7 protein-coding genes are annotated in these 15,186 nt (G+C 67.2%); 5 read left to right on the top strand and 2 right to left on the bottom strand.

Going from position 1 to position 15,186, the window contains the following annotated elements; translation table 11 throughout:
* Window positions 1–14 precede the first annotated feature (14 nt).
* Window positions 15–1,616 carry a GMC family oxidoreductase gene (locus tag C7401_RS02365; RefSeq protein WP_112169718.1) on the bottom strand — a complete coding sequence of 534 codons (1,602 nt, stop codon included), beginning with the start codon at window positions 1,614–1,616 and terminating at the stop codon, window positions 15–17.
* A gap of 174 nt (window positions 1,617–1,790) precedes the next feature.
* Window positions 1,791–2,387, bottom strand: coding sequence for a sugar dehydrogenase complex small subunit (locus C7401_RS02370; protein ID WP_181565475.1), 597 nt, complete (start codon window positions 2,385–2,387; stop codon window positions 1,791–1,793).
* 349 nt (window positions 2,388–2,736) lie between these two features.
* Here C7401_RS02370 and C7401_RS02375 point away from each other — a divergent pair, with 349 nt between their 5' ends.
* The 5 genes from C7401_RS02375 to glgX all read left to right on the top strand — a co-directional run bounded on the left by C7401_RS02375 (window position 2,737) and on the right by glgX (window position 15,185).
* Window positions 2,737–3,393, top strand: a complete 657-nt coding sequence (locus C7401_RS02375; protein ID WP_112169720.1) for a DUF1345 domain-containing protein — start codon at window positions 2,737–2,739, stop codon at window positions 3,391–3,393.
* Window positions 3,394–3,745: 352 nt separating this feature from the next.
* A complete protein-coding gene (locus tag C7401_RS02380; RefSeq protein ID WP_112169721.1) occupies window positions 3,746–7,237 on the top strand; it encodes a maltotransferase domain-containing protein in 3,492 nt (1,163 codons plus the stop codon).
* Entirely contained in the window at window positions 7,234–10,692 is a 3,459-nt protein-coding gene (gene treS, locus C7401_RS02385; protein ID WP_112169722.1) for a maltose alpha-D-glucosyltransferase, read from the top strand. Before C7401_RS02380 ends, treS begins: the two co-directional genes overlap by 4 nt.
* A complete protein-coding gene (gene glgB / locus C7401_RS02390) occupies window positions 10,685–12,901 on the top strand; it encodes a 1,4-alpha-glucan branching protein GlgB (RefSeq protein WP_112169723.1) in 2,217 nt (738 codons plus the stop codon). The genes treS and glgB overlap by 8 nt, the downstream gene beginning before the upstream one ends.
* Before the next feature lie 76 nt (window positions 12,902–12,977).
* Window positions 12,978–15,185, top strand: a complete 2,208-nt coding sequence (glgX, locus tag C7401_RS02395) for a glycogen debranching protein GlgX (protein WP_112169724.1) — start codon at window positions 12,978–12,980, stop codon at window positions 15,183–15,185.
* The last annotated feature ends 1 nt before the right edge of the window (window position 15,186 follow it).

Raw genomic sequence — 15,186 nt, forward strand, 5'->3', positions numbered from 1 at the left:
GTCTCGCGTTTGCATCAAAGCTCGTGGCGCAGCTTGTCGGCCAGCTTCAGCGACAACGCGGCGATCGTGAGCGTGCAGTTCACCGAGGCGGCGGTCGGCATCACCGCGCTGCTGGCAATGAACAGGTTCGAATGATCGTGCGTGCGGCAGTCCGCATCGACGACCGAATCGGCGGCGTTCGCCCCCATGATCGTCGTGCCCATGATGTGGTTGTTGGGCGCGAACGTGTCGTCGAAGGTGATCTCCGTGCCGCCGAAAAGCTGCGCGATCTGCGCATAGTGTTCATGCGTGTTGGCGGCGCTTTTCTTCACGTAGTCGTTGATCGAGTAGTAGATCTCGGGCTGCGCGATGCCGAGCCCGTCCTTGTGCTCGCCCGAAGGCAGCACGCGGTTCTGCGGCTCGGGCAGGTGCTCGTGGAAGCTGTTGATGTTGAGCGTGCGCGAGGCGCGCTCGCGGATCTGCCGGTCGAGTTCCGCGCCCGTCAAGCCGTTCTTGATGAGCGCGGCGGCAATGGCCATGGTGGGGACGCCGTTCGAGAGATGCAGCTTCTTCGCCGCATAGTCGGAGCGGAACGCGCCGTCGCGGAAATTCACGACCGACGTCATTTCCATGGGCCCGCGCCCCGGCCACAGCGGCTCGTTGGCGAGGAACGTGACGCCCGTGCCCGGATGATCCATGAGATTGCGGCCCACCTGGTCGGAGCTGTTGCCAATGCCGTGCGGGAACGCGTCGCTCGTCGACATCAGCATGAGCTTGGGCGTTTCGATGCCGTTCGCCGCGAGCACGAAGAGCTTGCCCGTCACGCGCGTGCTGCTGCCGTTCGGGTCCTTGTAGTGCAGCGCGGTGATGAGGCCTTTGTTATCGGCTTCGATGCGATACACCACCGCTTGCGGCACGAGCTTCGCGCCCGCGCGCTCGGCCTTGTCCGCATGCATCACGCCGTTGTACATCGCGCCGATCGGACAGATGGGCATGCAATTGTTGTTGCCGCAGCAAGTGGGCCGCGCATCGTAGGGGCGGCTGTTGCGCGCAACCGGTTCGGGCACCACGTGAAAGCCATTCGCATTCAACACATCGGAGAAGCGCTGATCCATGTATGAGAGCGGCAGCATGCTCATTGGGTAAGGCTTCGAGCGCGGCGAGCCGAGATCGTGCGTAGTGCCCGGGCCCGACACGCCGAGCTCCACCTCGGCGAGCTGATACCACGGTTCGAGCGTTTCATACGGATACGGCCAGTCGCGGCCCACGCCGTACTGTGTGTTCAAACGAAAGTCCGAGGGCAGCAGGCGCCATGCCGCAGCGGCCCAGTGCCAGGTGGTGCCGCCCACGAGCCGCAGATACTGCGAGTTGTACGGATAGTCGCCCTTCTGCACGAGGTAGTCGTTGGGCGGCGAGTATTCGGGATGCGGTGCGAAGCTGGTAGAAGGATAAGGCGTGGCGAAGTCGGCTTTCGCGGGCGAATTGCGGAAGTTCTCCACGATCTGCCAGCGCGCGAGGCGCGGTCCCGCTTCGAGCAGGATCACGGAGGCGCCGGACTGGGCCATCTGGTGCGCCACCAGACTGCCGGCCACGCCAGAGCCGACGACGACTACGTCGGCGGAATGTTCTATCGCCATTATCGACCTCTTTCTTTTGGCTTTCGTTGTGGGGACCCGGCGCGGCCTGTTATGTATGCCGATGCATCGCGAAGGCGACGCGCCGGCAGCTGTGCGAGAGGCAGCCGCTGCGAGGTCTTCCGGCCGCGCATGGCGCCGCCGGCAACTGCGTGTTGCGTTATTCCGTCATTGGCGTCACCCGCCTGCGGGTTTCAGCGTCCAGTAGAACGGCACGTCACGGCAATACGAGGGAATCGTCAGCACGTCGCTGACCGGATCGAACATCAGCGCCTTTTCATAGGCCACCACCTGCACATGCGGCATCTCGCCCACGAGCCCGAGATACCACGCGCGCATGATGTCGCCCACGGTCGAGGCGAGTTCGGGCTGATCGGTCTTGAGCGCGGCGGTCACCGTGTCGGAGGGCACGCCGCCGTGGCCTTGCAGCCAGGTGCCGAGCGAGGCGACGTTCGCCTCGAACTGGCTGCTCGCGCGGGCGAGCGCGGCATAGACGCGCTGGCCGAGCACCGTGTCGAAGCCGGTGCGGCCGGTGAGGTGTTGCGAGAGCTTGATGAAGGCGTCGTAGCCGCTGTCCGCGCCTGAAGCGGCAGCAGGCGTGGCCGCGAGCGCGCGGCCCATGCCAAAGGGTGCGCCGGAGCGCCCGGCGGCCGCGAAAGCAAGCAGCGCCGCCGCGCACGCACCGGTTACGAAGCGGCGGCGGCCAGGGCGGCCGGGCGCGGCGGGAAGGTCGTACGGCGCCTGGGACGTCCCGTGTTGTGTCGCATCTGTCATCAGCACTCCAGATGAGGTCGATCCCCGCGAGCGATCCCGCATGGGGGCGAAACACGCTTGCCGCCGGCGCGGGCGGCGCAATTCACGTATAACGTTCGCAATCGTCGTGCTGCGTGCATGGTCCAGGCGCGTGTGCCAGATGCGCTTCGGGCCTGCGCCGCGCCTGCGATGAAAGGAACGTTGCCGCGTTGCGCAAGCAATATAGCCTCTTCCGCCCCTCCAAGACAAACCGAAAGGTTCGATGCCCGGTATAACGGCGCGTCGCAGCGGCACTTTCATGCAAGGTAGAATCGCCGCAACATTACGCCACCAGCGCCACCACGCGCCACCGCGCGCCACGCCATACGCCATGAACCTCTATCCGCAGGTGCTACGCAACCGGCCGCATCTGATGATCGCCATCGCCGTGGGCATCGTGCTCGGCGCGCTCGTGCCGGCCGCGATCCGCCCTTCCGCGCGCATCCTCATGGGCTGGGACGCGGCGATCTGGACCTACCTCGTGCTGATCTGGATTCACATGGCGTTCGCAAACGAAGAGAGCGTGCGCCAGAACGCCCAGCGCGAAGACGAAAACGCGGGCACGGTGCTGTTCCTCATCTGCACGGCGACGGTGGCGAGCATCGTCGCGATCGTGCTCGAACTGGGCACCACGAAAGACCTCGGCACGGCCTCGAAAGTGCTGCATTCGCTGCTCACTGGCCTCACGCTGATCGGCGCGTGGTTTCTCATTCCCACCATCTTCACGCTGCATTACGCACGTCTTTATTACGGCTCCGATCCCGCAGCGCCCGCGCTCGCGTTTCCCGACGAAAAGCTCACGCCGAATTACTGGGACTTCCTGTACTTTTCGTTCACCATCGCCTGCGCCTCGCAAACGGCCGACGTCGGCCTGCGCGGGCGCAACGCGCGGCGCGGTGTGCTTGCGCAATCCATTCTGTCGTTCTATTTCAATGTTTCTGTGCTAGGACTGTGCGTGAACATCGCAGCCAGCATGGTGGGCGGCTGACCCGCACGGCCGGGCACTGCAACGGATACCGGCAAGGGTTGCCGGTGATGTCCCTTCGTGGTGCACGCACGCTTTGCACGGGCGGCTGGCGGGCCATTCAAGAGCCATTCGTGAGACATTCGTGAGCCACGCGCGCGCTCCGCGTTTGGGCATGTGCCTTGCTGCCTTCGTTCGCAAGTCGCCGCGCGGCGCACGCGGTTTGGTTCCGGCCTGCTCTTGCACTACATTGAACAGCATGTGCCTGTCCACCACGCGCAGCGCGGCACGCTCCGGCAGCCCACGGGCGGCGTGATCGCATTCCGGCTAACGCCGTTTTGCATCCCCGTCGCCTGACGTACCTGGAATACGACCGATGGAACCTCCCCACGCCTATGCGCCGCGGATCTACTTCGTCCATTCCGTCCTTGTCGGGCCGCTCGACGCCTGGCCGGCGCAGTTCGAACGCGCCGCGTCACTGGGCTTCGACCACGTCCTGATCGGCGCGCTGTTCGCGCCGGGGGCTTCGGGCGACGACCGCATCGTCGCCGATCACGCGCGTCTGCACCCTGCCTTCGGCACATCGCAATCCGCCGACGACGCCCTGCGCGAACTCGCCCTCGCGGCGCAGGCGTGCGGCGTCACGCTGCTCGCGGACCTCGTGCTCGACCGCAGCGCCGCCGACGGCGCGCTCTACGCGGCTCACCCCGAATGGTTCCATCCGTTCGAGCCCGAGGACGCGCGACTCGATCCGCGCCACGGCCACCATGAAGCCAACGTCGCCTACTCAGACTTCGAGCGTGCGGGCGCGCAGCTCGCCGCCTGGTGGACCGCGCGCGCCATCGCGCTCGTCGAGGCGGGCATAGGCGGCTTTCGCATCGACTCGCCGCATCGCACGCCGCCGCAGGTGCTGCGCGCGATCTTCGACGCCGTGCGCGCGCGCTTTCCCCAAACGCGCTGGCTCGCCGCCACGCCGGGCCTGCCGCGCGAGGCGCTCATGCACCTCGAAAGCGCGGGCTTCGACGCGGCTTTCTCCTCGCTACGCTGGTGGGACTTCTCCTCCAGCTGGATGGTCGAGGAACACGCCGCGTTGCGCCGCGTGGGCTCGCCGATAACGTTTCCAGAGCCGCCCTATGGCGCGCGCTATGCACACGACCAGGAAGGCGCCGCCGACGCCCGCGCTGTGGAGCGCGCCTACCGCCGCATGCTGCGCGCGGCGGCCGCGCTCGGCACCGGCTGGCTCATGCCGATGGGATTCGAATACGGCGTGGACGAAGCGACCGCGCACAGCGGCAACCACGCGCAAGCATGGGAGGCGGCCAGGGCGCGCGCGCCCTTCGATCTGAGCGCCGACGTCGCGCACGCCAACGCGCTGCAACGCGAAACGTGGACGTTGCAAACCAATGGCGAGCTGCGTGCCCTCAACGGTCCCGGCGCGAGCGTCGCCGCCCTGTTGCGCGGCGACCGCGCGGACCTGCGCGAGGCGGGCGACGCGCTCCTCACGCTCATCAATCCCGCGCTCGCCGCGCCGGTGCGTGTGGACATGACGCGCTTGCTCGACGGCGTGCCGGGCGGCTTCACGCGCTTCGCGCCGCTCGACGCGCAAACCCTGCGCGGCGCGCGCACGCCCGAACGGCGCGATGCGAGCGCGATACCCGACACCTTCACGCTGCCCGCCGGCGCATGCTGGATCTTCCGCGCGCTCGCGAGCCCGCCCGTCGCGCTCGCGCCGCCCGAGGATCGCGGCAAGTCGGAAACGAGCGGGCACAAGAGCGTGATGGAGGCGATCGCCGCGTCGCGCATCGCGATCGAGAGCGCGACGCCCTCGGTCGATCACGGCCGCTTCGTCGCGAAGCGCACCGTGGGCGAGCGCTGCGAAGTGCGCGCGGCGATCTTCGCCGAAGGCCACGATCGCATCGACGCCGCCGTGCTCTGGCGCGCCGCCGACGAAACCGCGTGGCACGAGTCGCCCATGACGCCCGTGCCGCCCGCGGGCACCGACCTGTGGGCTGGCCATTTCCCGCTGGAGCGCGTGGGACGCTACGAGTATGTGGTGATCGCATGGCGCGACGACTACGCCTCGCTCGCCGACCATCTCCAGAAAAAGCGCGCCGCGAATCAGCCCGTGAATCTGGAGCTGGAGGAAGCGAGCCGCCTGCTCGCGCTCGTGCTCGCCACCGCCGAGACCTCGGACGCGGACGGCGAAGCCCGCAAGCACACCGCCGCCGAACTCGACGCCATCGTCAAGCGCTTCATGGGTGCGGACACCGAAACACGTTGCGCGATCATCGCCGCGCCCGCCACGGCCGCCGCCGTGCGCGCCGCGCGCCACCGCCCGTTCCTCTCGCGCGACACCATCGTGAATCGCGTGGACGCCGAGCGCAGCGCCGCGCGCTTTGCGAGCTGGTACGAAATCTTTCCGCGCTCGATGAGCGACGACGAGTCGCGCCACGGCACGTTCGACGACGTGATCGCGAAGATGCCGCGCATCCGCGCCATGGGCTTCGACGTGCTGTACTTCCCGCCGATCCACCCCATCGGCCTCGCGAACCGCAAGGGGCGCAACAACTCGCTCACGGCGCAGCCCGGCGACGTGGGCAGCCCCTATGCGATCGGCGCGGCCGAAGGCGGGCACACCGCCGTGCATCCTCAACTGGGCACGCTGGAGGACTTCTGCCGCATGCAGGCTGCGGCGCACGAACAAGGCCTCGAAATCGCGCTCGACTTCGCGATTCAATGCTCGCCGGATCACCCGTGGCTGAAGGCGCATCCGACCTGGTTCGCGTGGCGGCCCGACGGCACGTTGCGCTACGCCGAGAATCCGCCGAAGAAGTATCAGGACATCGTGAACCCCGAGTTCTACGCGCCCGATTCGAAGCCCGATTTGTGGCTCGCGCTGCGCGACGCGATTCTGTTCTGGGTCGACACGGGCGTGCGCATTTTCCGCGTGGACAACCCGCACACGAAGCCGCTGCCGTTCTGGGAATGGATGATCGGTGACGTGCGCGCGCGCCACCCCGACGTGATCTTTCTCTCCGAAGCGTTCACGCGGCCGCGCCTCATGTACCGGCTCGCCAAGATCGGCTTCTCGCAGTCGTACACGTATTTCACGTGGCGCGAATCGAAACGCGATTTCACCGAGTACCTCACGGAACTCACGCAAACCGAGGTGCGCGACTTCTACCGTCCCAACTTCTTCGTCAACACGCCCGACATCAATCCGCGCCATCTGCAAACCGGCGCGCGTTCGAGCTTCCTGATTCGCGCCGCGCTGGCCGCGACGCTTGCGGGGCTCTGGGGCGTGTATTGCGGCTTCGAGCTGTGCGAAGGACGCGCACTGCCCAATTCGGAGGAATATCTGGACTCCGAAAAGTATCAGTTGCGCGCATGGGACTGGCATCGCCCCGGCAACATCGTGGACGAGATCGCCGCGCTCAACCGCATACGCCGCGCCAACCCGGCGCTGCACACGCATCTCGGCATCACCTTCCTCGACGCGCGCAACGACTCGCTGCTCTGCTTCGAGAAGGCCACGCCCGCTCGCGACAACGTGATCGTGGTGGCGATCAATCTCGACGCCTTCAACGAACAGGGCGCCGACTTCGACCTGTCGTGGACGACGTTCCAGCGCTGGCACCTCGACGACCACGCCACGCTCAACGTCGTCGATGAAATGACGGGCGAGCGTTTCGAATGGCATGGCCGCTGGCAGCACGTGCGGCTCGACCCGCATACGCGCCCCTTCGCGATCTGGCGCATCGAGCCGGTGAACGGCTTGCCGCGCGAGGCGCCGACCGACCACGCAGATGAACACATCGAGGGTCATCCCGAACTCGATGCCGACTTCCCGCCCGGAGGAGCGACATGAAACGCGACCCCGCAACGCACGAGCCCGTGGCAACCAACGTGCAGACCGTCACGCGCGACCCGACCGTTCCCGACACGCATCAGCGCGATGAGCGCGCCACGCAACGGCGCGGCAAGGCTTCGCTGCTCACCGACGACCCGCTCTGGTACAAGGACGCGGTGATCTACCAGGTGCACGTGAAATCGTTCTACGACTCGAACAACGACGGCGTGGGCGACTTCCCCGGCCTGCTCGCCAAGCTCGACTACATCGCAGGCCTGGGCGTGACCGCCATCTGGCTGCTGCCCTTCTACCCCTCGCCGCGGCGCGACGACGGCTACGACATCGCCGACTATCGCAACGTGCATCCCGACTACGGCCAGTTGGCCGACGTGCGCCGCTTCATTCAGGAGGCGCACGCGCGCGGCATTCGCGTGATCACCGAACTCGTCATCAACCACACCTCCGACCAGCACCCGTGGTTCCAGCGCGCACGCCGCGCGAAGCCGGGCTCGAATCATCGCAACTACTACGTGTGGTCCGATACCGACCAGAAGTACCAGGGCACGCGCATCATCTTCATCGACACGGAGCCGTCGAACTGGACGCACGACCCCATTGCGGGCGCGTACTACTGGCACCGGTTCTACTCGCACCAGCCCGACCTGAACTTCGACAACCCGGCCGTGCTGCGCGAAGTGTTGCATGTCATGCGCTTCTGGCTCGACATGGGCATAGACGGGCTGCGCCTCGACGCCGTGCCCTATCTCGTGGAACGCGAAGGCACGAACAACGAAAACCTGCCCGAGACGCACGCCATTCTCAAGCAGATTCGCGCGACCATCGACAAGCATTACCCGAACCGCATGCTGCTGGCCGAAGCGAACCAGTGGCCCGAAGACGTGCAGGAGTATTTCGGCAACGAAGACGAATGCCACATGGCGTTCCACTTCCCGCTGATGCCGCGCCTGTACATGGCGATCGCAAGCGAGGACCGCTTTCCGATCATCGACATCATGAAGCAGACGCCCGACTTGCTGGAAAGCTGCCAGTGGGCGATTTTCCTGCGCAATCATGACGAGCTGACGCTGGAGATGGTTACGGACTCCGAACGAGACTATCTCTGGACCACCTATGCGAGCGACCGCCGCGCGCGCCTGAATCTCGGCATTCGCCGCCGCCTCGCGCCGCTCATGGAACGCGACCGCCGCCGCATCGAGCTGATCAATTCGCTGCTGCTCTCGATGCCGGGCACGCCCGTGATCTATTACGGCGACGAGCTCGGCATGGGCGACAACATCCACCTGGGCGACCGCGACGGCGTGCGCACGCCTATGCAGTGGTCGTCGGACCGCAACGGCGGCTTCTCGCGCGCCGACCCCGAACAGCTCGTGCTGCCGCCGCTCATGGGCTCGCTCTACGGCTACGACGCGATCAACGTGGAAGCGCAAAGCCGCGACCCGCATTCGCTGCTCAACTGGACGCGCCGCATGCTCGCCACGCGCCGCGCGAAGCAGGCGTTCGGGCGCGGCTCGATTCGCTTCCTGCGGCCCGCCAATCGCAAGATCCTCGCGTACCTGCGCGAAATGCCCGGCGAAGCGTCCATTCTGTGCGTGGCGAATCTGTCGCGCGCGCCGCAGGCCGTCGAGCTCGACCTGTCCGAATTCGCGGGCACCGCCCCCGTCGAAATGACGGCGGATTCCGTGTTCCCGCCCATCGGTCAACTGCCTTATCTGCTGACCTTCCCGCCGTACGGCTTTCTGTGGTTCCTCCTGTGCCCCGGCAACCAGCGACCTTCGTGGAGCCAGCCGACCTCGGAGCAACTGCCCGAATTCGTGACCGTGGTGATACGCGAAGGGCAAACCGGCGCGACACCCGAAAACGTGCGGCTGCTCGAATCGGAAGTGCTGCCTTCGTGGCTCTCGCGGCGGCGCTGGTTCGCCTCGAAAGACAAACCGCTGCGCGCGGTGCGCCTTGCCGCGCTCACGACGATCCACGGCGCGGGCTTCGCGTTCACGGAGATCGAGGCCGAGCTTGCGGACGGCACGAGCGAGCGCTACGTGCTGCCCATCGCGATCACATGGGGCACCGACACCACCACGCCGCTGCATATCCAGCTCGCGCTTTCGCGCGTGCGGCGCGGCCGCACGGTGGGCTACCTCACCGACGCCTTCTCGCTGCCCTGGTTCGCCTACGGCGTGCTGCGCAAGCTGCGCGAGCGCGCCGCCGTGCCCACGGTGCAGCAGAGCACGATCCGTTTCGAGCCCACCGCGCGGCTCGACGAACTCGACCTGGGCGACGCGCCCGAGGTGCGCTGGCTCGCCGCCGAGCAGAGCAACAGTTCGCTCGTGATCGCGGAAACGCTCGTGCTCAAGATCGTGCGCCGCCTCATGGCGGGCGTGCACCCCGAAGCGGAAATGAGCCGCTATCTCACGAAGCTCGGCTACGCGAACACCGCGCCGCTCTATGGCGAGGTGGTGCGCGTCGACCCCGCGGGCGTGCCGCATACGCTCATCATCATGCAGGGCTACATCGACAACCAGGGCAACGCGTGGGACTGGGCGCTCGATTACCTGCGCCGCACGATCGACGAACTCGCACTCGCCGTGGACGACGACACGAGCGTCGATCAGGCGCACGAAGACGAAGCCGTGCAGGGCTACTGCGCGGTGATCGGCGCGATCGGCAAGCGCCTTGGCGAACTGCACGCCGCGCTCGCCTCGCCCACCGACGACGAGGCGTTCGCGCCCGTCCCCGCCACGCCCGACGACGTGCGTGCATGGGTCGCCGACACGCAGTCGATGCTCGCCGAAGCGCTCGACATCGTCGCGCGCCACACCGGCGAAGACGATCACACGCTCGACGACGATGCCCGCGAACTCGCACGCGGCCTGATCGAGCGCCGCAAGGCGCTGGTTGCGAAAGTCGACGCACTCGTACCGCTCGATGCCAAGGCGTCGCGCATCCGTATTCACGGCGACTTCCACCTGGGCCAGGTGCTGCTCGCGCAAGGCGACGCGTATCTGATCGACTTCGAAGGCGAGCCCGCGCGGGCGCTCGACTACCGGCGCGCCAAAGCTTCGCCACTGCGCGACGTGGCGGGCCTGCTGCGCTCGCTCTCGTATGCGGGCGCGGCCGCGCAATCGACCATCGAAAACGCGCCGATGCCCGTGGTCGATCGCAAACGCGCGCTGTTCGAGCGCTTCCGCGGCTTTGCGGCTGAGGCCTTCCTCAGCCAGTACCGCGCGGCCGTGGGCGAAGCGCCGCTCATGCTCGTCGGCGCATCGCACGAGCAGCCGCTGCTCGACCTGTTCCTGATCGAGAAGGCCGCCTACGAGATCCGCTACGAGGCCGCCAACCGTCCCACGTGGCTCGCCTTGCCGATCCGCGGACTCGCGGCGCTCGCCGCACGTCTGCTCGAACCCCCGCCCGTGCACACCCCGCACGCGCATTCCGGCGGAGGCGGCCATGGCTGAACGCACGCCGCACGCCGGCCTGAATCCGCACGATGCCGAAGCGCTGGCGAGCGCTCGCCACGTCGATCCCTTCGCCGTGCTCGGGCTGCACTGGGTGGACGGCACGCCCTATGTGCGCGCGTGGCTGCCCAACGCGGCAGGCGCGAGTGTCGTGGCGCGCGACCGCGCCCACACGCTGGGCGAGCTTACGCTCGTGCATCCCGCGGGCCTCTTTGCCGGACCACTCGCCGAGGCGGTACCGTATCGCCTCGTGATCGACTGGCAAGGCGTCAGCCAGGAAATAGAGGATACCTACTCATTCGGCGCGCAGCTTTCGCATGAAGCACTCGTGCGTCTCGCCGACGGCGACCCGTATGCCGTGCTCGAATGCCTCGGCGCGCGCGCCACGCTCTGCGACGGCGTGCCCGGCACGCGCTTCGCCGTGTGGGCACCGAACGCGAAACGCGTCTCCGTGGTGGGCGACTTCAATGCGTGGGACGGGCGGCGTCACCCCATGCGGCTGCGCCACGAGGCGGGCGTGTGGGAGCTGTTCATTCCGCGCGTGGCGCCGGGCGCGCGCTACAAGTACGAGATCCTCGGCGCGCGCGACGTGGTGCTGCCGCTCAAGGCCGACCCGTGCGCGCTGCAAACGGAATGCCCGCCGGGCACGGCGTCGATCGTCGCGCCCGTCGACGCGCTCGACCACTACGCGTGGCGCGACCAGGAGTGGCTGCAAACGCGTGGCGAACGCCAGAACGCACGCTCAGCGATGTCGGTGTACGAAGTGCACGCGCCTTCGTGGCTGCCCACCCAGGGCGCCGATGCGCCCGCGCCCGACTGGGGCGCGCTCGCCGAGCGCCTGATTCCCTACGCGCAAGGCATGGGCTTCACGCACCTCGAATTAATGCCCGTGGCGGAACATCCGTTCGGCGGGTCGTGGGGCTATCAGCCGCTTGCGCAGTTCGCGCCCACCGCGCGCCTCGGCTCGCCCGTCGACTTCGCGGCCTTCGTCGATCGCGCGCATGAGGCGGGTCTCGGCGTGATTCTCGACTGGGTGCCCGCGCACTTTCCGAACGACGCGCACGGCCTGATCGATTTCGACGGCACCGCGCTCTACGAGCACGCCGATCCGCGCGAAGGCTATCACCCCGACTGGAACACGATGATCTACAACCTCGGCCGTCGCGAGGTGAGCGCGTTCCTGATCGCCTCGGGCCTCGCGTGGCTCATGCGCTATCACGTGGACGGCCTGCGCGTGGACGCCGTCGCCTCCATGCTCTATCGCGACTACTCTCGCGCGCAAGGCGAATGGGTGCCCAACATGTACGGCGGCCGCGAGAATCTCGAATCGATCGCATTTCTCAAGCGCCTCAACCACGAAACGCAGTATGTGCCGCAGCGCCCCGGCGTCATCACCATTGCCGAGGAATCCACGGCGTGGCCCGGCGTCACGGCGCGCCCCGAGGACGGCGGCCTCGGCTTCCAGTTCAAGTGGAACATGGGCTGGATGCACGACACGCTGCACTACATGCACGAAGACCCGGTGTACCGGCGTTATCACCATCACATGATGACGTTCGCGATGGTCTACGCATGGTCGGAGCGCTTCGTGCTGCCGCTGTCGCACGACGAAGTGGTGCACGGCAAGGGCTCGCTGCTCGGCAAGATGCCGGGCGACCGCTGGCAGAAGTTCGCGAACCTGCGCGCGTATTTCGGCTTCATGTGGGCGCACCCTGGCAAGAAGCTGCTCTTCATGGGCGGCGAGTTCGGGCAGATGGCCGAGTTCGATCACGACGGCACGCCGCACTGGAACCTGCTCGACGACCCGCTGCACCGCGGCGTGCAAACGCTCGTGCGCGACCTGAACCACCTCTATGCCGGCGAGCCCGCGCTCTACACGCTCGACGCGGAGCCGGGCGGCTTCGAATGGATCGTTGGAGACGACAGCGAAAACAGCGTGCTCGCGTGGCGCCGCGTGGACGGCACGGGCCGTGAAGTCGTGGCCATCTGCAACTTCACGCCGGTGCCGCGCCACGGCTACCGAATCGGCATGCCGCAGCCCGGCCAGTGGGAAGAGGTGCTCAACACCGACGCCGAAGTCTACGGCGGCTCGAACACAGGCAACGGGGGCCTCGTCAGCACCGAGGGCGTGGCGAGCCATGGCAAGCCGCAGTCGGCCGCACTCGTGCTGCCGCCGCTCGGCACGCTGGTGTTGCGCCTGCGCCGCTAGACACGGGCGGCCGCGCCGCGACGTATGTTAATCAGGAACCCGATGCATCACGAAGAACAACACACGGAGCATCGTCATGGCAAATGGTCCACCTGAGCGCCTGCTGCCGGGCTCGCCGTGGCCGCTCGGCGCAACGTGGGACGGGCTCGGCACCAACTTCGCCGTGTTCTCGGCGCACGCGTGGCGCATCGAGCTATGCCTGTTCGACCCCACCGGCCGCAAGGAACGCACGCGCTACACCTTGCCCGAATGCACCGACGAAGTGTGGCATGGCTATCTGCCCGGCGCGCATCCGGGCACGGTCTACGGCCTGCGCGCGCACGGCCCGTATCAGCCTCATCTCGGGCATCGCTTCAATCCCCACAAGCTGCTGATCGACCCCTACGCAAGGCAACTCATCGGCCAGTTCCGCTGGTCCGACACGCTTTACGGCTATCGCGCGCATTCGAACCGCGTGGACCTTTCGATCGACCGGCGCGACTCGGCGCCGGCCATGCCCAAGTGCGTGGTCGTCAACGACAACTTCGACTGGTCGCGCGACCGGCGCCCCGACACGCCCTGGGGCGAAACGGTGATTTACGAAGCGCATCTGCGCGGGCTCTCCATGCAGCGCCACGAAATGCGCACGCACATGCGCGGCACCTTCGCCGGGCTCGCCGCGCCGCGCTTCATCGACCATCTGCACAAGCTTGGCGTGACGGCCGTCGAACTCTTGCCGGTCCATACCTTTCTCACGGAGCGCTTTCTCATCGATCGTGGACTGCGCAACTATTGGGGCTACAACCCGGCCGCGTTCTTCGCGCCCGAGCCGAGCTACCTCGTGGGCTACGACACCGACGAAATGCGTATTGCCGTGCGGCAACTCCATGCGGCGGGCATCGAGGTGTTTCTCGACGTGGTCTATAACCACACCTGCGAAGGCGGCGAAATGGGCCCCACGGTTTCGTGGCGAGGTCTCGACAACGCGAGCTACTACCGCTGCGTGCCCGGCGACGAGCGCCACTTCATCAACGACACGGGCTGCGGCAACACGCTCAATCTTTCGCATCCCCGCGTGCTGCAAATGGTCGCCGATTCGCTGCGCCACTGGGCCACCTCGTACGGTATCGACGGCTTTCGCTTCGACCTTGGCGTGACGCTCGGGCGCGAGCCCTCGGGCTTCGACCCGAACGGCGGCTTCTTCGACGTGCTGCGCCAGGACCCCGTGCTGTCGCGCTGCAAACTCATTTCCGAGCCGTGGGACGTGGGCCCCGGCGGCTACCAACTCGGCAACCATCCACCGGGCTTCTCCGAATGGAACGACCGCTTTCGTGACAGCGTGCGCCGCTACTGGCGCGGCGCGCCGGGCCAGCGCGCCGACCTCGCCGCGCGCTTGACCGGCAGCGCCGATCTGTTCGACAAACGAAAGCGCCGCCCCTGGGCATCGGTCAATTTCATCACTTCGCACGACGGCTTCACGCTCGCCGACCTCGTTTCGTATGACCGAAAGCACAACGAAGCCAACGGCGAAGAAAACCGCGACGGCCACAACGAGAACTGGAGTGCGAACTGGGGCGAAGAAGGCCCGACCGACGACCCGGCCATTCTCGCCACGCGCGCGCGCGTGGCGCGCTCGATGCTCGCCACGCTTTTCGTGGCGATCGGCACGCCCATGCTGCTGGCCGGCGACGAAGCCGGGCGCACGCAGCGCGGCAACAACAACGCCTACTGCCAGGACAACGACATCTCGTGGTTCGACTGGGCGCTCGCCGAAACACCCCAGGGCAAGGCGATGATGCGTTTCGCCGCGCGCGTGATCGCGTTGCGCCGCGACCATCCCTTGCTGCGCGAAACGCGTTTCCTGTTTGGCGAGCGCGAGTTACTGCCCGGCGTGCACGACATCGACTGGTTCGACGAACGCGGCGAGCCGCTCTCGCCCGAGGCATGGCAAGACCCCGAGGCGCTCGCCTTCACGATGCGGCGCGCCGGAGCGGGACGCGAGGGCGAAATGGAAGTATTGTTGATGATGCTGAACGCTTCGCAGGGGGCGGTGACGTTCGTCGCGCCGGCGCCGCGCATGGCATGGGAGGTGCTGATCGACACCGCGCGCCCCGATGCCGTGCCCTACGCGCTGCCCGACACGACGTACGAACTGGCCGCGCGCGCGCTCGTGGTGCTGTGCGCGCGGCCGGCGCGCCAGGACACACGCCGGCCGCACGACACGCGCAAGGGCGCGCCCGCGCCGGACCCGCGCCGCGCACCGGATGCGTCCGGCCCGGGCCCCGACGCAACGCCCGCCGGATAAG

This window comes from Paraburkholderia unamae (assembly GCF_003268775.1).
Classification (GTDB): Bacteria; Pseudomonadota; Gammaproteobacteria; order Burkholderiales; family Burkholderiaceae; genus Paraburkholderia; species Paraburkholderia unamae.

Excerpts from the sequence above, each read along its gene's own strand:
- C7401_RS02380 (WP_112169721.1), top strand. The coding sequence starts at position 3,746 with ATGGAACCTCCCCACGCCTATGCGCCGCGGATCTACTTCGTCCATTCC.
- treS (WP_112169722.1), top strand. The coding sequence starts at position 7,234 with ATGAAACGCGACCCCGCAACGCACGAGCCCGTGGCAACCAACGTGCAG.
- C7401_RS02375 (WP_112169720.1), top strand. The coding sequence starts at position 2,737 with ATGAACCTCTATCCGCAGGTGCTACGCAACCGGCCGCATCTGATGATC.
- C7401_RS02365 (WP_112169718.1), bottom strand. The coding sequence starts at position 1,616 with ATGGCGATAGAACATTCCGCCGACGTAGTCGTCGTCGGCTCTGGCGTG.
- C7401_RS02370 (WP_181565475.1), bottom strand. The coding sequence starts at position 2,387 with ATGACAGATGCGACACAACACGGGACGTCCCAGGCGCCGTACGACCTT.
- glgB (WP_112169723.1), top strand. The coding sequence starts at position 10,685 with ATGGCTGAACGCACGCCGCACGCCGGCCTGAATCCGCACGATGCCGAA.
- glgX (WP_112169724.1), top strand. The coding sequence starts at position 12,978 with ATGGCAAATGGTCCACCTGAGCGCCTGCTGCCGGGCTCGCCGTGGCCG.